The 18,038-nt window shown below is 58.3% G+C and carries 34 protein-coding genes and 1 tRNA gene; 1 reads left to right on the top strand and 34 read right to left on the bottom strand.

Features of this window, described 5'->3' with window-relative positions; translation table 11 throughout:
* Positions 1 to 4: 4 nt before the first annotated feature.
* The gene (efp, locus tag KUL93_RS03615; protein WP_217125837.1) at positions 5 to 565 is read left to right on the top strand and encodes an elongation factor P; all 561 of its coding nucleotides are present in this window, start codon (positions 5 to 7) and stop codon (positions 563 to 565) included.
* Positions 566 to 670: 105 nt separating this feature from the next.
* On the opposite strand, the gene KUL93_RS03610 is transcribed toward efp, so the two are convergent.
* The 34 genes from KUL93_RS03610 to KUL93_RS03445 form a co-directional block, all read right to left on the bottom strand.
* Positions 671 to 747: transfer RNA gene (locus tag KUL93_RS03610), tRNA-Pro, on the bottom strand.
* A 5-nt stretch (positions 748 to 752) separates the two neighbouring features.
* Positions 753 to 1,724, bottom strand: a complete 972-nt coding sequence (locus tag KUL93_RS03605) for a polyprenyl synthetase family protein (RefSeq protein WP_217125743.1) — start codon at positions 1,722 to 1,724, stop codon at positions 753 to 755.
* 9 nt (positions 1,725 to 1,733) lie between these two features.
* Positions 1,734 to 3,173, bottom strand: a complete 1,440-nt coding sequence (locus KUL93_RS03600; protein WP_217125742.1) for an FAD-binding oxidoreductase — start codon at positions 3,171 to 3,173, stop codon at positions 1,734 to 1,736.
* Positions 3,163 to 3,957, bottom strand: coding sequence for a patatin-like phospholipase family protein (locus KUL93_RS03595; protein ID WP_217125741.1), 795 nt, complete (start codon positions 3,955 to 3,957; stop codon positions 3,163 to 3,165). The genes KUL93_RS03600 and KUL93_RS03595 overlap by 11 nt, the downstream gene beginning before the upstream one ends.
* 91 nt (positions 3,958 to 4,048) lie before the next feature.
* Positions 4,049 to 4,444 (bottom strand): 50S ribosomal protein L17, encoded by a 396-nt coding sequence (rplQ, locus tag KUL93_RS03590; protein ID WP_119334503.1) that lies wholly within the window; start codon positions 4,442 to 4,444, stop codon positions 4,049 to 4,051.
* A 2-nt stretch (positions 4,445 to 4,446) separates the two neighbouring features.
* Positions 4,447 to 5,436 carry a DNA-directed RNA polymerase subunit alpha gene (locus KUL93_RS03585; RefSeq protein ID WP_217125740.1) on the bottom strand — a complete coding sequence of 330 codons (990 nt, stop codon included), beginning with the start codon at positions 5,434 to 5,436 and terminating at the stop codon, positions 4,447 to 4,449.
* A 20-nt stretch (positions 5,437 to 5,456) separates the two neighbouring features.
* The gene (gene rpsD, locus KUL93_RS03580) at positions 5,457 to 6,086 is read right to left on the bottom strand and encodes a 30S ribosomal protein S4 (protein WP_217125739.1); all 630 of its coding nucleotides are present in this window, start codon (positions 6,084 to 6,086) and stop codon (positions 5,457 to 5,459) included.
* A 15-nt stretch (positions 6,087 to 6,101) separates the two neighbouring features.
* On the bottom strand, positions 6,102 to 6,491 hold the full coding sequence (rpsK, locus tag KUL93_RS03575; RefSeq protein ID WP_119334500.1) for a 30S ribosomal protein S11: 390 nt from the start codon (positions 6,489 to 6,491) through the stop codon (positions 6,102 to 6,104).
* Between the two features lie 17 nt (positions 6,492 to 6,508).
* A complete protein-coding gene (rpsM, locus tag KUL93_RS03570) occupies positions 6,509 to 6,874 on the bottom strand; it encodes a 30S ribosomal protein S13 (protein WP_119334499.1) in 366 nt (121 codons plus the stop codon).
* 53 nt (positions 6,875 to 6,927) lie between these two features.
* Positions 6,928 to 7,041 (bottom strand): 50S ribosomal protein L36, encoded by a 114-nt coding sequence (gene rpmJ, locus KUL93_RS03565; protein WP_119334498.1) that lies wholly within the window; start codon positions 7,039 to 7,041, stop codon positions 6,928 to 6,930.
* A gap of 15 nt (positions 7,042 to 7,056) precedes the next feature.
* A complete protein-coding gene (gene infA / locus KUL93_RS03560) occupies positions 7,057 to 7,275 on the bottom strand; it encodes a translation initiation factor IF-1 (protein ID WP_119334497.1) in 219 nt (72 codons plus the stop codon).
* Between the two features lie 4 nt (positions 7,276 to 7,279).
* Positions 7,280 to 8,593 carry a preprotein translocase subunit SecY gene (gene secY / locus KUL93_RS03555; RefSeq protein ID WP_217125836.1) on the bottom strand — a complete coding sequence of 438 codons (1,314 nt, stop codon included), beginning with the start codon at positions 8,591 to 8,593 and terminating at the stop codon, positions 7,280 to 7,282.
* Positions 8,594 to 8,609: 16 nt separating this feature from the next.
* Complete coding sequence (rplO, locus tag KUL93_RS03550; protein WP_217125738.1) at positions 8,610 to 9,047, bottom strand: 50S ribosomal protein L15; 438 nt, start codon at positions 9,045 to 9,047, stop codon at positions 8,610 to 8,612.
* 3 nt (positions 9,048 to 9,050) lie between these two features.
* Positions 9,051 to 9,233: a 50S ribosomal protein L30 gene (rpmD, locus tag KUL93_RS03545; RefSeq protein ID WP_217125737.1), complete on the bottom strand. Its 183-nt coding sequence runs from the start codon at positions 9,231 to 9,233 to the stop codon at positions 9,051 to 9,053.
* A gap of 5 nt (positions 9,234 to 9,238) precedes the next feature.
* The gene (rpsE, locus tag KUL93_RS03540; RefSeq protein ID WP_217125736.1) at positions 9,239 to 9,757 is read right to left on the bottom strand and encodes a 30S ribosomal protein S5; all 519 of its coding nucleotides are present in this window, start codon (positions 9,755 to 9,757) and stop codon (positions 9,239 to 9,241) included.
* A 12-nt stretch (positions 9,758 to 9,769) separates the two neighbouring features.
* Positions 9,770 to 10,123 (bottom strand): 50S ribosomal protein L18, encoded by a 354-nt coding sequence (gene rplR, locus KUL93_RS03535; protein ID WP_217125735.1) that lies wholly within the window; start codon positions 10,121 to 10,123, stop codon positions 9,770 to 9,772.
* 12 nt (positions 10,124 to 10,135) lie between these two features.
* Positions 10,136 to 10,669 (bottom strand): 50S ribosomal protein L6, encoded by a 534-nt coding sequence (gene rplF, locus KUL93_RS03530; protein WP_217125734.1) that lies wholly within the window; start codon positions 10,667 to 10,669, stop codon positions 10,136 to 10,138.
* Positions 10,670 to 10,683: 14 nt separating this feature from the next.
* Positions 10,684 to 11,079, bottom strand: coding sequence for a 30S ribosomal protein S8 (gene rpsH, locus KUL93_RS03525; RefSeq protein WP_217125733.1), 396 nt, complete (start codon positions 11,077 to 11,079; stop codon positions 10,684 to 10,686).
* A gap of 10 nt (positions 11,080 to 11,089) precedes the next feature.
* The gene (gene rpsN / locus KUL93_RS03520; protein ID WP_217125732.1) at positions 11,090 to 11,395 is read right to left on the bottom strand and encodes a 30S ribosomal protein S14; all 306 of its coding nucleotides are present in this window, start codon (positions 11,393 to 11,395) and stop codon (positions 11,090 to 11,092) included.
* 10 nt (positions 11,396 to 11,405) lie between these two features.
* Complete coding sequence (gene rplE, locus KUL93_RS03515) at positions 11,406 to 11,945, bottom strand: 50S ribosomal protein L5 (RefSeq protein WP_217125731.1); 540 nt, start codon at positions 11,943 to 11,945, stop codon at positions 11,406 to 11,408.
* A gap of 10 nt (positions 11,946 to 11,955) precedes the next feature.
* Positions 11,956 to 12,273 (bottom strand): 50S ribosomal protein L24, encoded by a 318-nt coding sequence (gene rplX, locus KUL93_RS03510; protein WP_217125730.1) that lies wholly within the window; start codon positions 12,271 to 12,273, stop codon positions 11,956 to 11,958.
* Between the two features lie 8 nt (positions 12,274 to 12,281).
* Entirely contained in the window at positions 12,282 to 12,650 is a 369-nt protein-coding gene (rplN, locus tag KUL93_RS03505; protein ID WP_217125729.1) for a 50S ribosomal protein L14, read from the bottom strand.
* A 122-nt stretch (positions 12,651 to 12,772) separates the two neighbouring features.
* Positions 12,773 to 13,045 carry a 30S ribosomal protein S17 gene (gene rpsQ / locus KUL93_RS03500; RefSeq protein ID WP_217125728.1) on the bottom strand — a complete coding sequence of 91 codons (273 nt, stop codon included), beginning with the start codon at positions 13,043 to 13,045 and terminating at the stop codon, positions 12,773 to 12,775.
* A complete protein-coding gene (gene rpmC / locus KUL93_RS03495) occupies positions 13,042 to 13,236 on the bottom strand; it encodes a 50S ribosomal protein L29 (RefSeq protein ID WP_217125727.1) in 195 nt (64 codons plus the stop codon). Before rpmC ends, rpsQ begins: the two co-directional genes overlap by 4 nt.
* Positions 13,237 to 13,238: 2 nt before the next feature.
* Entirely contained in the window at positions 13,239 to 13,655 is a 417-nt protein-coding gene (gene rplP / locus KUL93_RS03490; protein ID WP_217125726.1) for a 50S ribosomal protein L16, read from the bottom strand.
* Positions 13,633 to 14,400 (bottom strand): 30S ribosomal protein S3, encoded by a 768-nt coding sequence (gene rpsC, locus KUL93_RS03485; protein WP_217125725.1) that lies wholly within the window; start codon positions 14,398 to 14,400, stop codon positions 13,633 to 13,635. Before rpsC ends, rplP begins: the two co-directional genes overlap by 23 nt.
* 12 nt (positions 14,401 to 14,412) lie before the next feature.
* Positions 14,413 to 14,745 carry a 50S ribosomal protein L22 gene (rplV, locus tag KUL93_RS03480; RefSeq protein ID WP_217125724.1) on the bottom strand — a complete coding sequence of 111 codons (333 nt, stop codon included), beginning with the start codon at positions 14,743 to 14,745 and terminating at the stop codon, positions 14,413 to 14,415.
* Positions 14,746 to 14,756: 11 nt separating this feature from the next.
* Positions 14,757 to 15,032 (bottom strand): 30S ribosomal protein S19, encoded by a 276-nt coding sequence (gene rpsS / locus KUL93_RS03475; protein ID WP_217125723.1) that lies wholly within the window; start codon positions 15,030 to 15,032, stop codon positions 14,757 to 14,759.
* A gap of 10 nt (positions 15,033 to 15,042) precedes the next feature.
* Positions 15,043 to 15,870 (bottom strand): 50S ribosomal protein L2, encoded by an 828-nt coding sequence (gene rplB / locus KUL93_RS03470; RefSeq protein WP_217125722.1) that lies wholly within the window; start codon positions 15,868 to 15,870, stop codon positions 15,043 to 15,045.
* 2 nt (positions 15,871 to 15,872) lie between these two features.
* Positions 15,873 to 16,181 carry a 50S ribosomal protein L23 gene (gene rplW, locus KUL93_RS03465; protein ID WP_119334479.1) on the bottom strand — a complete coding sequence of 103 codons (309 nt, stop codon included), beginning with the start codon at positions 16,179 to 16,181 and terminating at the stop codon, positions 15,873 to 15,875.
* The gene (gene rplD / locus KUL93_RS03460; protein ID WP_217125721.1) at positions 16,178 to 16,804 is read right to left on the bottom strand and encodes a 50S ribosomal protein L4; all 627 of its coding nucleotides are present in this window, start codon (positions 16,802 to 16,804) and stop codon (positions 16,178 to 16,180) included. Before rplD ends, rplW begins: the two co-directional genes overlap by 4 nt.
* Before the next feature lie 11 nt (positions 16,805 to 16,815).
* On the bottom strand, positions 16,816 to 17,460 hold the full coding sequence (gene rplC, locus KUL93_RS03455) for a 50S ribosomal protein L3 (RefSeq protein ID WP_217125720.1): 645 nt from the start codon (positions 17,458 to 17,460) through the stop codon (positions 16,816 to 16,818).
* A gap of 98 nt (positions 17,461 to 17,558) precedes the next feature.
* Positions 17,559 to 17,870 (bottom strand): 30S ribosomal protein S10, encoded by a 312-nt coding sequence (gene rpsJ / locus KUL93_RS03450; RefSeq protein ID WP_119336029.1) that lies wholly within the window; start codon positions 17,868 to 17,870, stop codon positions 17,559 to 17,561.
* Between the two features lie 69 nt (positions 17,871 to 17,939).
* The coding region (locus KUL93_RS03445; RefSeq protein ID WP_217125835.1) for an EF-Tu C-terminal domain-related protein at positions 17,940 to 18,038 on the bottom strand (99 nt) is incomplete at its 5' end.

The raw sequence follows: 18,038 nt of genomic DNA, 5'->3' as shown, positions 1-18,038 counted from the left end.
TATGATGAAACAAGCGCAAGAACTGCGTAACGGCAACGTCATCCTGATCAAGGATGAGCCCTATATCGTGCTCAAAGGCGAATACAACAAGTCGGGACGCAACGCGGCGGTGATGAAGCTCAAGCTCAAAAACCTCTTCACCGGCAACGTCTCCGAAACCGTCTATAAGGCTGACGAGAAGTTCGAAACGGTCATTCTCGAGCGCAAAGCGTGCACCTACAGCTACTTTGCCGATCCGATGTACGTCTTCATGGACGAAGAGTTCAACCAATACGAAGTGGAAAAAGAGAACATGGAGAACGTCTTGCCGTTCCTCGAAGACGGCATGACCGCCGAGCTGGTTTTCTTCCAAGGTAAGCCCATCGGCGTCGAACTCCCCGCCTCGGTCGTTCGGGAAGTGGAATACACCGAACCAGCGGTGCGCGGCGACACTTCCGGTAAAGTGATGAAACCGGCGCGCATCAAACCGACCGGTTTCGAAATCCAGGTCCCGGCGTTCGTCGAGATCGGCGACAAGATCGAAATCGACACCAACACGTTCGAATACAAGCGCCGAGTTTCGTAAAAGGTCTCGTCGCTGGCCGTGCGCGGCCCGCGACGGCAGAAGACTCAAAACCCAACAAAAAACCCACCGAGAATCCGGTGGGTTTTTTGTTACGTCGATTTCGATTGGTCGGGGAAAGAGGATTCGAACCTCCGACCCCTGCGTCCCGAACGCAGTGCTCTACCAGGCTGAGCTATTCCCCGATTCGCTAAAACGTTCGCTCAACGGCGAAGTCTGCTAATTGTAGCAAACTTTCCCGGCAAGGGGAAGAGGGGAGCGCTGCCAACGCCGTTTTGGCCGTTTCGGCATGGCAACGTGCTGCGTCGTAACTGGCCGCGATCGCCCCGCACGCCTCTACCGCGGCCACCACCGCATCGAGTCGCTCCCGCGCGCCTGCCTCGATCACCTCGCGAATGAGCGCTTTTTGCGCTTCACTCCCCTGTTCGAGCACGTAGAGCAATGGGTAAGTGGGCTTCCCTTCGGCCAAATCGTCGCCCAAGTGTTTCCCCAATTGCGCTTCGTCCGCGGTGTAATCGAGCACGTCGTCCGCGATCTGGAACGCGATCCCCAAATGACGGCCGTAAGTCGCCAAGGCCGATTCCACCGTAGGCGGGGCATCGGCGACCACCGCGCCGAGCTGCGCCGACGCTTCGAAGAGTTTCGCCGTCTTGTAGTCGATCACACGGAAGTAATCGTCCCAAGTCACCTCGGGATTGCCGCAGTTCATCAACTGCAGCACCTCCCCTTCGGCGATCGCATTGGTGGTCTTCGCCAAAATCTCCATCACCCGCATCCGCCCAACGGAAACCATCAACTCAAACGAGCGCGAGTAGAGAAAATCCCCCACCAATACCGACGCGGCATTACCAAACACCGCGTTTGCGGTCCGCTTTCCGCGGCGCAAATCGGACTCATCGACGACGTCGTCGTGCAAAAGCGTCGCCGAATGGATGAACTCGATCACCGCGGCCAACGTGACCCGATCCTGCCCTTCGTATCCGCACGCCCCCGCAGCCAAGAGATGAACCGCTGGCCGCAACCGTTTGCCGCCGGCGGCGATCAGATAATCGGCGATCGTACGCACCAACGCTACATCAGAGTGGAGTTGCTGACGGATCGTCTCATCGAGCGCACGAAACGCCTCGCGCACCGGGGTCAAGAACGGCAGAGTACCAGCCATCTTTTCTCCTTACCCGACTTTGGGAAGCACTTTTCCCGGGTTGAACAGGCCGTCGGGATCGAGCGCCGCTTTGATGCGCCGCATCAACGCCAATTCGGCATCCGACTTGTACCGTGCCATCGCTTCGACCTTGAGCAAACCGATGCCATGTTCGGCAGAGAATGAGCCGCCACGACGCACCACCTCATCGTGAATCCAGCGCGTCACCTCCGCTGCGGCGGCCGCACGGTCCGCACGATCCAACCCAGACGGCAAAAAGCAATTGTAATGGAGATTGCCGTCGCCGAAATGGCCAAAGCAGGCGATGCGCACGCCGGGAAAACGGGCAGGCAAATGGGCTTCACCCGCGCGAATGAACGGCACGATCTGCGCAAGCGGCAACGCGATGTCGTGCTTGATGCTCACCCCTTCACGCTGCTGCGCTTCCGAAGCCGACTCGCGCAACTGCCAGAAGCGCAGCCGCTGCGCTTCGCTCAGCGCGACCGCCACGTCCCACACCCACCCTTTTTCAAACGCTTCTCCCCAAAACGATTCGGTGAGCGCTTCGAGCCCCGCCGCAGGTGCCGTATCGCTCAACTCGACGAGCGCCGCCCACTCCGGCAGCTCCGCCCCTTGCCACGGCGCACGCGCCTCAGGGATATGGCGCAGCACCAATTCGAACACCGTCCGCCCCATCAATTCGAACGCGGTCAACTTGTCCCCAAAGGTCTCGTGCAACGCGACGAAGAGTGCCGCAGCTGCGTCGAGATCGGCAAGCGCCACCCAAACCGTTTGCTGCCACCGCGGCCGCGGGAAGAGTCGCACCGCGGCCGCAGTGATGATCCCGAGCGTTCCTTCTGCGCCGATCAACAGATCCCGCCAATCGTATCCCGTATTGTCCTTGCGCAGCCCCGAGAGGTTCGCCACCACCGAACCATCCGCCAACACGGCCTCCACGCCCAAGACTTGCGCGCGCATCGTCCCATACCGCACCACATGTACGCCACCGGCGTTGGTACTCAACACCCCTCCCAACGTCGCACTCCCTTCAGAGGCCAACGAGAGTGCGAAAAGACGGTTCGCTTCGGCAGCCGCTGCCTGCAGCGCAGCAACGGTCACGCCGGCTTCTGCGACCAGAAAACCGCCCAACGGGTCGAGCGAACGGATGCGGTCGAGACGCTGAAGATTGAGGAGTAGCCGCGGCCGCTCCCCACCCAAAGGAGTTGCGCCGCCACACAAACCGGTGTTACCCCCTTGTGGCGTGATCGTTACCTGATGCGCACGACACCAGGCGACCACAGCAGCCACTTCAGCAGTCGTGCGTGGAAAAACGACCGCGATCGCGTCACCCTGATAGCGGCCGCGCCAATCGGTCAGAAGCGCAGACTGTTCGTCCGGCGCCACCACACGACCCTCAGGCAGTTCTGCCTGCAGCGCGGCGACGAGCTCCTTTTTCTGTTCAGAAACCATCGAGCACCGCCTCGATTTGCGCCCGGACTCGGCGGGTAGCTGCGACTCCCTCTTCGATCGCCTCTTTGCCGCGATGGAAGTCGAGAATCGAAAATTCGGTCAACCGCGGCTGAATGAGGACGTCGGGGGGGTCACCCGCCAAGCGCGCCCGCGCAATCCGCGTCTGCATGATATTGATCGATGTGGCCAACACAGCACCCAGCGTGGGGATCTCTTCTGCGGCTTTGCGCATGTGGCGCGTCGCTCTCCCCGCTCCGAGCTCGACCGCGATCACCACGTCCGCGCCAAGCGCGCGACAGAGCGAGACTGGCACCGGGTTCACCAATCCGCCATCGACCAACCAATGACCCCCCAAGCGTTGCGGCTGAAACATTCCCGGCAACGCGATCGACGCGCGCAACGCCGGCGCGAGCAGCCCTTCGCGCAACCAGACCTCACGCCCGCTACTCAATTCGGTCGCAACGCAGGCAAACGGCAGTTGGAGCGCCTCGAAACGGTCGGCGAAAAAGTGTTCCGCACAATACTCGACCACCTTGTCGCCCTGCAACGCACCGCCGCGCAACGACACATCCATCAGCGCGACGACATCGGTCCAACCCAGGCGCGCCACCCATTCCGCCATCGCTTCTTCGTTTCCGGAAGCGAGCGCAGCGCCGACCAGCGCACCCACCGACGTTCCGCAGACGATATCGATCGACACACCCAACGCGCGCAATTCGCGGATGACCCCAAAATGGGCCCATCCCCGTGCGGAACCCGATCCCAACGCCAAACCGACTTTCATCGCTAACCCCCTCTCTTGTGACGGCAAAAGAAAAGAGCCGGTGGCACAGGCTACCGGCTCTTTCACGATCGCCCAAGCGACGCATCGGCGCTTATTGCGCGGCGGTTGCCTCGCCGCTTTCGGTTGCCGTTTGACGATCAACGAGTTCGATGATCGCCATCGGCGCGTTGTCGCCGTCGCGGTAACCGAACTTCAGTACGCGCGTATATCCGCCCGGCCGGTTCAAGGAGCGCTGGCCCAAATCGTCGAAGAGCTTGACGACCGCAGCGCGGTCACGAAGCCGCGCAAAGGCAAGACGACGATTCGCCACCGTGGGTTTCTTCGCGAGCGTGATGAGCGGCTCGACGTAGCGACGCAACTCTTTGGCTTTCGGCAACGTCGTGACGATCTGCTCTTCGCGGATCAATGCGCTGGCGAGGTTACGCAACAGCGCCTGACGGTGACTCGAAGTTCGGTTGAGTTTACGATAACCCTTTTTGTGTCGCATGATCACACTTCCTTCTGTTTGTCGGCATCCGCACGCACAAGCCCAGCAGGCGGCCAATTGTCCAGCTTCATCCCTAAGGAGAGCCCATGCGCCGCAAGCACCGATTTGATTTCGTTGAGCGACTTCCGACCCAAATTGGGCGTCTTGAGCAGCTCTTGCTCCGTCTTCTGGATCAAGTCACCCACATAGTAGATGTTTTCGGCTTTGAGGCAATTGGCAGAACGCACGGTCAATTCGAGCTCGTCGATCGGTCGGAGCAAAATCGGATCGATCGTCGCTTGCGCTTCCGTCGCAGCCGTTTCCTCTTGTCCCTCGAGGTTGGCGAAGAACTGGAATTGCTCGATCAGAACCTTCGCGGCTTGACGCACCAACTCGACCCCATCGACTGCACCATTGGTTTCGACCTCGAGAACCAGGCGATCCAGGTCGGTGCGCTGCTCGACACGGGCACTCTCCACCGTGTACGCGACACGGCGTACCGGCGAAAAGGAAGCATCCAGCGCAATCCCACCGATCACCTTACTGTCACGGCTGCTAGCCGGTACGTACCCGCGACCCGCCTCGACGACCACCTCCATTTCCAGGCGCCCACCCTCTTCGACGTGGGCGATCACATGCTCTTCATTGATCACCTCAACGCCATGGGGCAACGCAAAATCGCCTGCTTTCACCACTGCGGGGCCAACCACTTCCAGACGGACGATCGCTTCGTCCCGGTCGTGAAGGCAAAAAACCACCCCTTTGAGGTTGAGCAACAGATCGACGACGTCCTCACGCACCCCTTCGAGCGCACTGTACTCATGGAGGACACCCGTGATGCGCACCTCGGTCGGAGCAAAACCGCGCAGAGAAGAGAGCAGAACACGGCGCAGCGCATTTCCCAGCGTATGGCCAAAACCGCGCTCGAACGGTTCCAACGTGATGCGTGTCGTCACCGGCGACAGCATCTCGATCTGAACCGAACGCGGGGTCAAATAAGATTCAAACGGCATTGCGCTGTCCTCTCGTCAGGTTAACGCGAATAGAGCTCGACCACCGCCTGCTCGTTGAGCGTCGGCGAAAGTTCCGCACGCATCGGATAGGCCTTGAAGACCCCTTTGCCTTCCTCGACGTTGACCTCGACCCACTCAGGGAAACCGCGCTCTTGCGCGCTTTTGAGCGCCGCTTGCACGCGCAGCTGCTTGCGGGCACGCTCGGTGAGTTCGATCACGTCACCGGGGCGTACGAGATAGGAGGGGATATTCACGCGTTTGCCGTTGACCAATACCCCATTGTGACGCACCAGTTGCCGCGCTTCAGCTCGGGATGCGCCAAACCCCATGCGGTAGGCGACCGAATCAAGGCGACCTTCGAGCAGTTGCAACAGGTTTTCACCGGTTTGCCCTTTGCGCCGTTCGGCTTCTGCATAAATCCGCCGGAATTGGTTTTCCAGTACGCCATAGATCCGACGGATTTTTTGCTTCGCGCGCAACTGCTGACCGTAACCCGAGAGACGACGCCCCGAGTTCTGCCCGTGTTGACCAGGCGCATAGGAACGGCGCTCGAACGCACATTTGTCGGTGAAACACTTCTCCCCTTTCAGGAAGAGTTTTTCACCTTCACGCCGACACTGACGGCATTTTGGATCACGATTACGTGCCACTGATCATTCTCCTCATCAAACCCGACGTTTCTTGGGCGGACGGCATCCATTGTGCGGAATCGGCGTCACGTCGGCGATCCCGGTGATTTTGATACCCAACGCAGCAAGGGCACGAATGGTCGATTCGCGCCCCGGTCCCGGCCCTTGCACGCGGACTTCCAGATTTTTGATACCACACTCCATCGCAGCTTTTCCGGCAGCGTCGGCAGCAACCTGCGCTGCGAAAGGCGTGCTCTTGCGCGACCCCTTGAACCCAGAGGAGCCTGCGGAAGCCCACGCCAGCGCGTTCCCTTGCCGGTCGGTGATGGTTACGATGGTATTGTTGAAGGTTGCCTGAATATGGGCAATCCCGTCGGAAACGTTCTTTTTGACGCGACGACGCGCCTTGACTCCACTCTTCGCCATGCTACTTGACCCTCACATTACTTCTTCTTGCCCGCGATCGTCTTGCGCGGCCCCTTACGCGTCCTGGCATTGGTCCGCGTCCGTTGACCACGAACCGGCAGACCGCGACGATGGCGCATCCCACGGTAGCACCCGAGGTCCATCAGCCGCTTGATGTTCATCGTGATTTCGCGGCGCAGATCCCCTTCGACCTTATACTTAGCCACCTCTTCGCGCAAGCGCTCGATTTCGGCGTCCGTGAGATCTTTGATCTTCGCTTGCCGTGAAACTCCCGCCGCGTCGCAAATTTTGCGCGCGCGCGAACGACCGATCCCGAAGATGTGGGTCAGCGCAATCTCGGCGTGTTTATGGTTGGGTACGTTTACCCCAGCAATTCGGGCCATATCCACTCACCCCAATGAAAAACATGCAATTCTAGCGGAAAGATGCACCAGGATCAACCTTGGCGCTGTTTGTGCCGTGCCTCTTTACAGATCACCCGCACGACCCCATGGCGGCGGATGATCCGGCAGTGGCGACAGATCCGCTTGACAGAAGGCTGTACTCGCATCGTTTCTCTCCAAAATTATTTGCTGCGAAAGACGATCCGCCCGCGCGTGAGATCGTAGGGCGTCAATTGCACCGTCACCTTGTCCCCGGGCAAAATCCGGATATAGTTCATCCGCATCTTGCCGGAGATATAACCCAAAATTTCGTGACCGTTCTCCAACCGAACCCGAAACGTCGTGTTCGGCAGATTCTCGATCACTTCTCCCTGCATCTCGATCACATCTTCTTTGGCCATCGCGTCAACCCCTCGTCCGACCGCTGCGCAAGTTCGCTTTTTTCAGGAGGCTCTCGTACTGATGAGACATGATGTGCGATTGCACCTGATTCATCAGATCCATCGTCACGACGACGATGATCAGGAGCGACGTGCCACCGAAATAGAAGGGAACGTTCCACTCCAAAATGAGGAACTCAGGGATCAGACAGACCAATGTCACGTAAAGCGCACCAGCCAGCGTCAATCGCGTCAGTACCCGATCGAGATACCGTGCGGTCTGATCACCGGGGCGAATCCCAGGAACGAACGCGCCGCTTTTCTTGAGGTTTTCCGCAGTCTCTTTCGCGTTGAAGACCAACGCGGTATAGAAGAAAGCAAAGAAAATGATCGCGAGCGCATAGAGCAAGATATAGATCGGTTGCCCTGGCGAAAGCGCCGCGGCCATATTGCGCAGCCATTCGAGAGATTCTGATGCGCCGAACCATTGCGCCGCAGTCGCAGGGAAGAGGATGATCGACGATGCAAAGATCGGCGGAATCACCCCAGCCATGTTGAGCTTCAACGGCAGGTGCGAGCTCTGGCCGCCATAGAGACGATTGCCCACTTGCCGCTTGGCGTAGGTAATGGGGATCTTGCGCAGCGCTTTCTCGACGAAGACCACGAACGCAGTGACGCCAACCACAAGGAACACGATGAGTAGCGCAGCCAAGGGATGCAGCGACCCAGTGGAAACGAGTTCGAACGTACCTGCGAGCGCGCGCGGCAACCCAGCGACGATCCCAGAAAATATAAGCAACGAGATTCCGTTACCGATCCCGCGCTCCGTGATTTGCTCACCGAGCCACATCAGAAACATCGTCCCGGTGACGAGGGTGACCACCGTCGTCATCCGGAAGATAAACCCGGGATCCAAGACCAATCCGGGCTGGTTCTCCAACGCCACCGCGATTCCCAGCGACTGAACGAAGGCCAAAGCGACGGTACCGTATCGCGTGTATTGCGCGATTTTGCGCCGCCCGGCTTCCCCCTCTTTGCGCAGTTGCTCAAGGGGCGGGAAGGCATAAGTCATCAACTGCATCACGATCGACGCCGAAATGTACGGCATCACACCGAGAGCAAAGATCGTGAATCGCGAAAGCGCCCCACCTGAAAAAAGGTTGAGCACGCCCAAGATCCCGCCTTGTTGTGTTTCGAAGAGCTTCGCAAGCTGCACTGGGTCGATCCCCGGGACGGGGATGTGCGCGCCAATCCGGTAGACGATCAACGCGCCGACGAGAAACCACAAACGCCGTTTCAAGTCGGCGAATTTACCGAGCGCGAAGCCAGGGGCGGTCATCGTCGCCACAGCGCGATCACTCCGTTTCGACCGAACCGCCCGCAGCTTCGATCGCTGCGCGCGCACCGCGCGTCGCTTTGATCCCGCGCAGAACGACGCGGCGGGAGAGGGAACCCGACGCGATCACCTTCGCACCGATCGCGTTGTTCGGCAAGAGTCCAGCCTGCTTCAGGACGATCAAGTCGATCTCATCGACAGGCAGCCGCTCGAGATCACTCAAACGCAGCTCGTGGACAAGCCCTTTGTTGGGCGACGTAAAGCCGCGCTTCGGGAGCCGCCGCTGCAGCGGCATTTGCCCGCCTTCGAAACCAACTTTATGAAAGCCGCCTGCCCGAGACTTTTGCCCTTTGTGACCGCGGCCACAGGTTTTCCCCAAACCGGAACCGATACCGCGCCCAACGCGGCGGCGGGCTTTTTTGGCCCCTTCTGCGGGTTGCAGTTGATTCAAGCGCATCACTTACCCCTCGACTTTCAAGAGATAGCCTACTTTGCGGATCATTCCCCGCACCTGCGGCGTATCGGGTAACTCGACGGTATGGTTCAGACGACGCAACCCCAAACCTCGAACGGTTGCACGATGGTCCTGGCGCGTGCCAATCACGGAGCGGACCAAAGTCACGCGGATCGTTTGTGCGCTCATTTCGATTACTCCACGATCTCTTCGACCGATTTGCCACGTTTTGCGGCGATCTCAGCCGGTGTTTGCATCCGGGTGAGCCCTTTCATCGCGGCGCGGAGCACGTTGTGCGGATTGCGAGCCCCCAAGGACTTACAAATGACGTCCTTGACCCCAAGGGCTTCGAAGAGCAGACGCATCGCACCGCCGGCAATGATCCCGGTCCCCGCAGGCGCTGGCTTCATGATCACAAGGCTTGCGCCATGTTTCCCGACGATTTCGTGCTGAAGGGTGCCGTTGCGCAACGGAATCTCAACCAGGTTGCGACGCGCATACTGCATCGCCTTTTGCACCGCCACCGGGACTTCGCGCGCTTTCCCTTTACCGATCGCGACACGGCCATCGCCATCGCCGACGACCGTGAGTGCGGCAAAGCTCAGAATCCGGCCACCTTTCACGGTCTTGCTGACACGATTGACCGCAACCAGATTTTCGATCAACTCTTCTGGCGCGTCAAACTCGCGCCCTTTATTTCCTTTTTTGCTCATCGCTTCACCCCGTCAGAATTTCAGGCCGGCCTCGCGGGCAGCTTCTGCAAGCGCTTTGACACGCCCATGGTACAAATACCCCGAACGGTCAAAAGCCACCGATTCGATACCGAGCGCCTTGGCTTTTTCGGCAATCGCTTTGCCGACCAACGCAGCTGCAGCAACGTTACCGCCGTTCTTCACTTGGTCACGCAACTCTTTCGAGAGCGTCGATGCGGCAGCAAGCACCTTCGACCCGTCGGACGTGGTGATCTGGGCGTACATGTGCGCATTGGAGCGATAGACGACCAGACGAATTTTCTTTAGTTGCGCGATTTTGGCCCGGGTTTTGCGGGCGCGGCGCAAACGTGCAAGTCTCTTGTTCATGGTCAAACCACCTTATTTCTTCTTCGTCTCTTTCAGGATCACTTCTTCGCCAGCGTAGCGAATCCCTTTGCCCTTGTAGGGCTCTGGTGGACGATAGGCGCGAATTTTTGCTGCCTCTTGTCCCACCAACTGCTTGTCGATCCCTTTGAGTACGATTTCAGTCTGGGATGGGGTCTCCGCCTTGACCCCATTGGGCAGAGTGTGGACCACAGGATGAGAAAACCCAAGCGACAATTGGATTTGGTTACCCTGTGCCTGAGCGCGGTAGCCCACGCCGACGAGTTGCAAACGACGTTCAAAACCTTGAGAAACCCCTTTCACCATATTGGCAAGCAGCGCACGCATCGTTCCTGCATACATGTTGCTGCGAACGATCGCCGCTTTGGGGCGCACCCGCGCAGCTCCGTCGGCCACTTCGATCGCCACAGCAGGATGCACTTTCATCTCCAGTTGGCCCAGTGGGCCCTTGGCGCGCACCACGTCGCCACTCACGGTGACTTCCACACCTTTGGGCAATACAACGGGTTGTTTCGCGATTCGAGACATCTTTTCTTCTCCCGTTAAGCGACGATGCAGAGCACTTCGCCGCCTACGCGCGCTTTGCGTGCTTCACGGTCGCTCATCACACCCTTAGGCGTCGAAACGATCGCGATACCCAGGCCATTCAGAACCTTGGGCAATTCGTCGGCGCCGCGATAGATCCGCAAGCCGGGGCGGGAAACACGCTCGATGCGATCGATCACCGGACGGCCTGCGTAGTACTTCAGCGCCACTTTCAAGGTTGCCTTCGGGCCGTTACGCAAGACTTCGTATCCAGCAAGATAGCCTTCGTCGTGCAGTACCTTCGCCACCGCTTCTTTCAATTTGGAATGCGGCACTTCGACATGGCTTTTTTGCACCATCTGCGCATTGCGGATACGCGTCAGCATATCGGCGATGGGATCCGTCATACTCATCGCGCTCTCCTTACCAGCTCGACTTGGTCATGCCCGGAATCTGACCCGTGAACGCCAGTTCACGCAACTGATTCCGGCACAACCCGAATTTACGGAACGTCCCGCGCGGACGGCCCGTCAACGCACAACGATTACGCAGACGCACAGGACTAGCGTTACGCGGCAGCTGCTGCAACTTCAGACGCGCAGCCATACGCTCCTCAAGAGACAGCGACTGATCGTTGATCATCGCCAACAATTCCGCGCGCTTTTTCGCGTATTTCGCTACCAGCGCTTCCCGCTTCTTTTCGCGGTTGATCATCGATTTCTTAGCCATACTCGTACCCTTACGTCCGGAACGGGAAACGGAACGCTTCTAAAAGCGCCCGACCCTCTTCATCGGTCTTCGCGGTCGTCGTGATCGTAATGTTCAGACCACGAACGGCATCCACCTTGTCGTATTCGATTTCAGGGAAAATGATCTGCTCACGAACCCCCAGGTTGAAGTTGCCACGACCGTCGAACCCTTTGCCACCGACTCCGCGGAAGTCGCGAACACGGGGGAGCGCGATCGTAATCAGCCGATCCAGGAATTCGTAGGCACGCACACCGCGCAAGGTGACCTTACAACCGATGGGATACCCCTCACGAATCTTGAAACCGGCCACCGATTTCCGCGCCCGCGTGACCACGGGTTTTTGTCCGGCGATCTTCGCCAGATCGTTCATCGCGTTTTCGATCACTTTCTTGTCCGCGACCGCTTCACCCACTCCCATATTGAGGGTGATCTTCACGATGCGCGGCACCTCCATCACCGAGCGATAGCCAAAGCGAGCCATCAGCGCGGGGACCACCTCTTCCTGATATTGCTTCAACAACCGTGCCATCGTCGTGTCCTCACGCTTCTACCAGGTCACCGGTGCTCTTGAAAAACCGCACCTTACGACCATCTTCCAGAATCTTGATGCCAACCCGATCCCCTTTCTGGGTTTTGGGGTTGAAGAGCATCACGTTCGAGATATGAATCGGCATCTCTTTCGACACGATCCCGCCCGGCTCACCTTTCAACGGGTTTGGGCGCACATGCTTTTTGACGACATTGATGCCGGCAACGACGACACGGTCTGCACCGACACGTTTTTGGACCACGCCACGGCGCCCCTTGTCTTTTCCTGCGATGACGATGACTTCGTCACCTTTCCGAATCTTCTGCATGACACACCTCAGATCACTTCGGGAGCCAACGAAACGATTTTCATGAACCGCTCGGTACGCAATTCACGCGTCACCGGGCCGAAGATACGCGTTCCGATCGGCTCCAATTTATTGTTCAGGAGCACAGCTGCGTTTTCGTCGAATTTGACGAGCGAACCATCTGGACGGCGAACCCCTTTGGCCGTACGCACCACCACGGCGTTGTACACGTCGCCCTTTTTCACACGACCGCGCGGCGCAGCGTCTTTGATCGACACCTTGATAATGTCGCCCACGTTGGCGTAGCGTCGCTTGGAACCACCCAACACCTTGATGCACATCACTTTGCGTGCACCGCTGTTGTCGGCGACCTCGAGAAGGGTCTGCATTTGAATCATCTTTGACTCCAACTTATACCGCAATGCGGACAGTATTGGACTGGGAACAAGACGCCCCGCTCACGCGGGGCGCACAACCAGAATCATCAATTATACTGTCGCTGCGGAATTTTGCCAAGACCTTACACCAAACCCGCTTTCGTGACGATTCGCGAAACAACCCAACTCTTGGTTTTGGAGATTGGGCGCGATTCGACGATTTCGACGACATCGTTCAGCGCCACGTTGGGATCTTCACAATGGGCGTGAAACTTGCGCGATTTGGTCACATATTTGCCATAGAGCGGATGCGCTTCGCGGCGTTCGACCAACACCGTCACCGTCTTCTGCCGTGCCGTGGAAATCACCTTCCCTTGCAGGCGGCGGCGGTTTTTTTCCCCTTGATTCGCGGTCATGTCCGTACCCCTTTCTCTGCCAGCACGGTTTTGACGCGCGCGATATCGCGTTTCACTGCGCGCATCTGCGCCGTATTGCTGAGTTGCTGTGTCGCAAGCTGCATCCGCAGGGAGAATTGCGCTTTACGCAACGACAGCTGCTCTTCTTTCAATTCAGCCACCGATTTCTCTCTCAAATCCTTAGCTTTCATGGTTAGCTCCCCAACCGTCGGGTTACGACGATCGTTCGGAACGGCAACTTCGCAGCGGCAAGGCGAAACGCTTCACGCGCCAACTCCTCACTGACCCCAGCCATCTCGTAAAGAACCTTGCCCGGCTGGATTTCAGCAACCCAATACTCGGGGTTCCCTTTGCCGCTACCCATCCGAACCTCGGCCGGTTTTTGCGTGATTGGCTTGTCCGGGAAGACGCGAATCCAGATACGACCCCCCCGTTTGATATGGCGGGTCATCGCGCGACGTGCCGCTTCGATCTGACGGGCCGTGAGACGACCACGACCAATCGCTTTCAAACCAAATTCCCCGAACGAGACCTCGGTGCCGCGCGTAGCGATCCCTTTGTTGCGCCCTTTCTGGACCTTACGATACTTAGTTCGTTTCGGTTGCAGCATGGTTCACTCCCGATTTAGCCGATGCGCGGCCAGCCCGGCCACGACGTGTGTTTTCCCGTGTGGCACGACGCGATTTGCGCGGTTCTTCAGGGGACGCCGCAACAGGCGACTGGTTACGATTGAGAACATCCCCTTTGTAAATCCAAACCTTGACGCCGATCACCCCATAAGTGGTACGCGCTTCCGCAAACCCGTAATCGATATCGGCACGCAACGTGTGCAGCGGCACGCGACCCTCGCGATACCATTCCGAACGCGCAATCTCGGCCCCATTCAGACGCCCTGAGGTCATCACCTTAATCCCCTTGGCGCCCAAACGCATCGCGCTTTGCATCGCGCGCTTCATCGCACGGCGGAATTGGATGCGCTTTTCGAGCTGATTGGCGATCGACTCGGCGACCAATTGTGCATCGAGTTCCGGTTTGCGCACCTCTTCGATCGCGACTTGGGCAGGGATACCCAGCCGCTCAGAAACCTCTTGACGCAGCTTTTCGATGTCTTCGCCTTTCTTGCCGATCACGACACCCGGGCGAGCGGTATGAATCGTGATTTTGGCCGCTTTGGCAGGGCGCTCGATCACGATCCGGCTCACTGCCGCATGCTTGAGGCGCTCTTTGAGATAGCGGCGCAGTGCGACGTCGGCATGAAGGGTCGGTGCGAAGGTTTTACTGGGCGCATACCAACGCGAGACCCAATCGCGCGTGACAGCGAGGCGAAAGCCGGTTGGATGAATCTTCTGTCCCATCGATGCTTCTCCTTACTCGCCCACGGTCACATAGATATGCGACGTCGGCTTCAAGATCCGAGTCCCGCGCCCTTTGGCGCGCGCCGCAAAGCGCTTCAGCACAAACCCTTTTTCGACGTGGATGCGGACCACTTTGAGGGCGTCGATGTCGGCACCATCGTTGTGCTCGGCGTTGGCGATCGCGGAAAGCAACGCTTTTTTGATGAGCTTCGCCCCTTTCTGCGGCATGAACTCAAGTAGGTTGAGCGCTTCGGCAACGGGCTTGCCGCGAATCACGTCGGCAACCAGGCGGCCTTTTTGTGGCGAAAGGCGCACGCCGCGAATCACTGCTTGGGTGGTTTTCATCGCTTCGCTCCTTACCGTTTCGCCTTCTTACCGGCTGCGTGGCCTTTGAAGGTGCGGGTGAAGGAGAATTCACCCAACTTATGGCCCACCATCGCTTCGGTGACGAAAACCGGAACGTGCTGGCGACCGTTGTGCACCGCAAAGGTCAAACCGATAAATTCTGGCAAGATCGTCGAGCGACGCGACCAGGTTTTGATCGGCCGTTTGTCATTTTTCGCGCGCGCCGCCTCAACTTTTTTCAGGAGGTGGGCGTCGACGAAAGGCCCTTTCTTCACTGAACGTGCCATTGCTTACCCCTTACCGTTTATGACGGCTTTGAATAATCATGCCGTCCGTACGCTTGTTCTTACGCGTCCGATACCCTTTGGTCTGCCAACCCCACGGGCTGACGGGAGGCCCACCGGTACCGGTACGGCCTTCACCACCACCATGCGGGTGATCGATCGGGTTCATCGCGACACCACGGACAGTCGGACGGATTCCGCGCCAGCGTGAAGCTCCTGCCTTCCCCAGTTTCTCCAGGTTGTGCTCACTATTGGAGACCTCCCCAATCGTAGCGCGACACTCCATCGGGACGCGACGCACTTCGCCGGAACGGAGACGGATCTGCGCATAGCCTCCGTCGCGACCCACCAGCATCGCAGATGCGCCCGCGGCACGAGCCAACTGCCCCCCTTTACCCGGCTGAAGCTCGATGTTGTGGATCGTAGTCCCAATGGGGATCGAACGCAACGGGAGCGCATTTCCGACACGAATCGGGGCTTGCGGGCCGCTTTCGACCACCATTCCCGCTTCGAGTCCTTTGGGGGCGAGAATGTAGCGGCGTTCGCCGTCAGCGTAGCAAACGAGCGCAATGTGCGCCGTACGGTTGGGATCGTATTCGATCCGTTCGACTTTGGCCGGAATGCCGTCTTTGTTGCGGCAAAAATCGATGATTCGGTAATGGTGTTTGTGCCCACCCCCTTTGTGTCGGGTGGTGATTCGCCCAACATGGTTACGGCCCGCTTTGCGGATTTGCGCTTCGACGAGCGGCGCGTACGGTTCACCTTTGTGCAGATGCGGATGAACGACTTTGACGACGTGGCGCCGACCCGGAGAGGTTGGTTTCAGTTTGACGATCGGCATGATTACGCACTCCCACCCATGACGAAATCGAGCTCTTGGCCGGGCTCGAGCGTCACGTAAGCCTTACGAACGTTGGCGCGGCGACCGGCAAAACGGCCGAAACGCTTCACCTTGCCTTTCACATTGACGACGCGCACCCCTTGCACGCGAACGTTGAAGAGACCTTCCACCGCCGCTTTGATTTCATGTTTTTCGGCATCCGGCGCCACCCGAAAGACGACGGTATTGCGCGTCTCGGCCAGCATCGTCGATTTTTCGGAAATCACCGGTGCCAGCAGCACCTGATAATGGCGTTCCTTGAGCGCACTCATTGCCACATCTCCTGGAATTTTTCGATGGCGCCCTTGGTCACCAACACCAAGTCGAAATGAACGAGCGCAACCGGATCGACCTCGTGCGCTTCCAGCGCCAACACATTCTTCAAATTGCGACTGCCCAACAGCAGGTTTTCGCTGAGCACGTCCGTAACAAGGAGCACGTTGCGATCATAGACCCCCATCGCCTTGAGCTTTTCGACGACCAATTTGGTCTTCGGCGCTGAGACGTCGAAACCGTCGACAACCGCAAGCCGCCCTTGACGCGCCAGTTCCGACAAGATCGACGCCATCGCCGCGCGGTACATCTTCCGGTTGACTTTATGAGAAAAATTTTCGTCCGGCGTACTTGGGAAAATCTTCCCACCCCCACGCCACAACGGGCTCGAGGTCATCCCGGCGCGCGCTCGCCCGGTACCCTTTTGCCGCCAGGGTTTGCGGGTGGAGTGTTTCACTTGCGAACGGTCTTTTTGCGCCCGCGTACCCCGACGCGCGTTGGCCATATAGGCCACCACGACCTGATGGACGAGCGGCTCGTTGAATTCGCGACCAAAAAGCTGGTCCGAGACGGTCACAGCACCAGCCTCTTGACCATTCGTATCGAGTAGTTTCAATTCCATCGTCGCCTCGCTTAGCCTTTGGCCTTCACTGCGGGACGAACGATCACCTCGCGACCTTTCGCGCCAGGGACCGCCCCCTTGACCCAGATGAGTTGACGCTCGGCATCGACCCGCACCACTTCCAGGTTTTGTACCGTGACGGTTTCATCCCCCAGATGACCCGCCATCCGTTTACCCGGGAAAACGCGCCCAGGGTCTTGCGCCATACCGATCGAACCGGGTGCGTTGGTGGTAATCGAGTTACCGTGCGAAGCGCGGTTAGAACTGAAGTTGTGCCGCTTGATCGCACCCGCAAAGCCTTTACCGATCGAGCGCCCGGTGACATCGACCTTTTGCCCAACCTGAAAGCGTTCGACCGAAAGGGTGTCCCCTGGCTTGAACTGCCCGAGTTCAGCCGGGTCGACACGAAATTCACGGAGCACCTTAGCTGGAACAACACCCGCCTTGGCGAAATGACCTGCGAGCGGTTTTGTGACCCGAACGGGACGTCGCTCCCCAAAACCGACCTGTACGGCAGCATAGCCGTCGGTTTCGGGAGACTTGATCTGAACAACGCGATTGCCGGCAGCCGCCAATACCGTGACGGGAATGCTTTGCCCGTCATCGGTAAAAATTCGGGTCATGCCGACCTTGCGTGCAACAAGGCCAAGACTCATTTTTATCTCCTATTCCGGTTACGATTGACCGGAGGTTACCAAAACACAAAAGCTGCGTCGGATGAACGCAGCATTGTAACACAAAAAAACAATTGCGCTTAGAGCAGTTTGATATCGACATCAACCCCGGCAGGAAGGTCGAGCTTGGAAAGCGCGTCGACGGTTTTGTCCGTTGGGTCTACGATATCGAGCAAGCGATGGTGGGTACGAATCTCGAACTGATCCATCGACTTTTTATTGACGTGCGGTGAGCGCAACACGTTGTAGCGTTCGATTTTGGTCGGCAGGGGAACAGGACCACGAACGACCGCACCCGTGCGCTTGACTGCATCGACGATTTGCGCGGCTGAGAGGTCGATCAACCGGTAGTCGAACGCCTTGAGGCGAATCCGGATCTTTTGCGTTTTCATCTCGATATCCTCAAAGAACAAAAGAAAGGCCCTCGCAGACGCGAGGGCATGAATCGTATCACAAATCGCTCACTCGATGATTTTGGAGACGACGCCGGCACCCACGGTACGGCCGCCTTCGCGGATCGCAAAGCGAAGACCTTCTTCCATTGCGATCGGCGCAATGAG

This window comes from Hydrogenophilus thiooxidans, assembly GCF_019049855.1.
In the GTDB taxonomy this organism is placed as follows: domain Bacteria; phylum Pseudomonadota; class Gammaproteobacteria; order Burkholderiales; family Rhodocyclaceae; genus Hydrogenophilus; species Hydrogenophilus thiooxidans.
Note: the sequence above shows the minus strand (reverse complement) of the source record. Positions and strands in the feature narration are given on the sequence as shown.

What these genes read in the sequence shown, in the direction of transcription:
- efp (WP_217125837.1), top strand. Translation starts at nt 5, where the DNA reads ATGAAACAAGCGCAAGAACTGCGTAACGGCAACGTCATCCTGATCAAG.
- KUL93_RS03605 (WP_217125743.1), bottom strand. Translation starts at nt 1,724, where the DNA reads ATGGCTGGTACTCTGCCGTTCTTGACCCCGGTGCGCGAGGCGTTTCGT.
- KUL93_RS03600 (WP_217125742.1), bottom strand. Translation starts at nt 3,173, where the DNA reads ATGGTTTCTGAACAGAAAAAGGAGCTCGTCGCCGCGCTGCAGGCAGAA.
- KUL93_RS03595 (WP_217125741.1), bottom strand. Translation starts at nt 3,957, where the DNA reads ATGAAAGTCGGTTTGGCGTTGGGATCGGGTTCCGCACGGGGATGGGCC.
- rplQ (WP_119334503.1), bottom strand. Translation starts at nt 4,444, where the DNA reads ATGCGACACAAAAAGGGTTATCGTAAACTCAACCGAACTTCGAGTCAC.
- KUL93_RS03585 (WP_217125740.1), bottom strand. Translation starts at nt 5,436, where the DNA reads ATGCCGTTTGAATCTTATTTGACCCCGCGTTCGGTTCAGATCGAGATG.
- rpsK (WP_119334500.1), bottom strand. Translation starts at nt 6,491, where the DNA reads ATGGCGAAGAGTGGAGTCAAGGCGCGTCGTCGCGTCAAAAAGAACGTT.
- rpsM (WP_119334499.1), bottom strand. Translation starts at nt 6,874, where the DNA reads ATGGCCCGAATTGCTGGGGTAAACGTACCCAACCATAAACACGCCGAG.
- rpmJ (WP_119334498.1), bottom strand. Translation starts at nt 7,041, where the DNA reads ATGCGAGTACAGCCTTCTGTCAAGCGGATCTGTCGCCACTGCCGGATC.
- infA (WP_119334497.1), bottom strand. Translation starts at nt 7,275, where the DNA reads ATGGCCAAAGAAGATGTGATCGAGATGCAGGGAGAAGTGATCGAGAAT.
- secY (WP_217125836.1), bottom strand. Translation starts at nt 8,593, where the DNA reads ATGACCGCCCCTGGCTTCGCGCTCGGTAAATTCGCCGACTTGAAACGG.
- rplO (WP_217125738.1), bottom strand. Translation starts at nt 9,047, where the DNA reads ATGCGCTTGAATCAACTGCAACCCGCAGAAGGGGCCAAAAAAGCCCGC.
- rpmD (WP_217125737.1), bottom strand. Translation starts at nt 9,233, where the DNA reads ATGAGCGCACAAACGATCCGCGTGACTTTGGTCCGCTCCGTGATTGGC.
- rpsE (WP_217125736.1), bottom strand. Translation starts at nt 9,757, where the DNA reads ATGAGCAAAAAAGGAAATAAAGGGCGCGAGTTTGACGCGCCAGAAGAG.
- rplR (WP_217125735.1), bottom strand. Translation starts at nt 10,123, where the DNA reads ATGAACAAGAGACTTGCACGTTTGCGCCGCGCCCGCAAAACCCGGGCC.
- rplF (WP_217125734.1), bottom strand. Translation starts at nt 10,669, where the DNA reads ATGTCTCGAATCGCGAAACAACCCGTTGTATTGCCCAAAGGTGTGGAA.
- rpsH (WP_217125733.1), bottom strand. Translation starts at nt 11,079, where the DNA reads ATGAGTATGACGGATCCCATCGCCGATATGCTGACGCGTATCCGCAAT.
- rpsN (WP_217125732.1), bottom strand. Translation starts at nt 11,395, where the DNA reads ATGGCTAAGAAATCGATGATCAACCGCGAAAAGAAGCGGGAAGCGCTG.
- rplE (WP_217125731.1), bottom strand. Translation starts at nt 11,945, where the DNA reads ATGGCACGGTTGTTGAAGCAATATCAGGAAGAGGTGGTCCCCGCGCTG.
- rplX (WP_217125730.1), bottom strand. Translation starts at nt 12,273, where the DNA reads ATGCAGAAGATTCGGAAAGGTGACGAAGTCATCGTCATCGCAGGAAAA.
- rplN (WP_217125729.1), bottom strand. Translation starts at nt 12,650, where the DNA reads ATGATTCAAATGCAGACCCTTCTCGAGGTCGCCGACAACAGCGGTGCA.
- rpsQ (WP_217125728.1), bottom strand. Translation starts at nt 13,045, where the DNA reads ATGACCGCGAATCAAGGGGAAAAAAACCGCCGCCGCCTGCAAGGGAAG.
- rpmC (WP_217125727.1), bottom strand. Translation starts at nt 13,236, where the DNA reads ATGAAAGCTAAGGATTTGAGAGAGAAATCGGTGGCTGAATTGAAAGAA.
- rplP (WP_217125726.1), bottom strand. Translation starts at nt 13,655, where the DNA reads ATGCTGCAACCGAAACGAACTAAGTATCGTAAGGTCCAGAAAGGGCGC.
- rpsC (WP_217125725.1), bottom strand. Translation starts at nt 14,400, where the DNA reads ATGGGACAGAAGATTCATCCAACCGGCTTTCGCCTCGCTGTCACGCGC.
- rplV (WP_217125724.1), bottom strand. Translation starts at nt 14,745, where the DNA reads ATGAAAACCACCCAAGCAGTGATTCGCGGCGTGCGCCTTTCGCCACAA.
- rpsS (WP_217125723.1), bottom strand. Translation starts at nt 15,032, where the DNA reads ATGGCACGTTCAGTGAAGAAAGGGCCTTTCGTCGACGCCCACCTCCTG.
- rplB (WP_217125722.1), bottom strand. Translation starts at nt 15,870, where the DNA reads ATGCCGATCGTCAAACTGAAACCAACCTCTCCGGGTCGGCGCCACGTC.
- rplW (WP_119334479.1), bottom strand. Translation starts at nt 16,181, where the DNA reads ATGAGTGCGCTCAAGGAACGCCATTATCAGGTGCTGCTGGCACCGGTG.
- rplD (WP_217125721.1), bottom strand. Translation starts at nt 16,804, where the DNA reads ATGGAATTGAAACTACTCGATACGAATGGTCAAGAGGCTGGTGCTGTG.
- rplC (WP_217125720.1), bottom strand. Translation starts at nt 17,460, where the DNA reads ATGAGTCTTGGCCTTGTTGCACGCAAGGTCGGCATGACCCGAATTTTT.
- rpsJ (WP_119336029.1), bottom strand. Translation starts at nt 17,870, where the DNA reads ATGAAAACGCAAAAGATCCGGATTCGCCTCAAGGCGTTCGACTACCGG.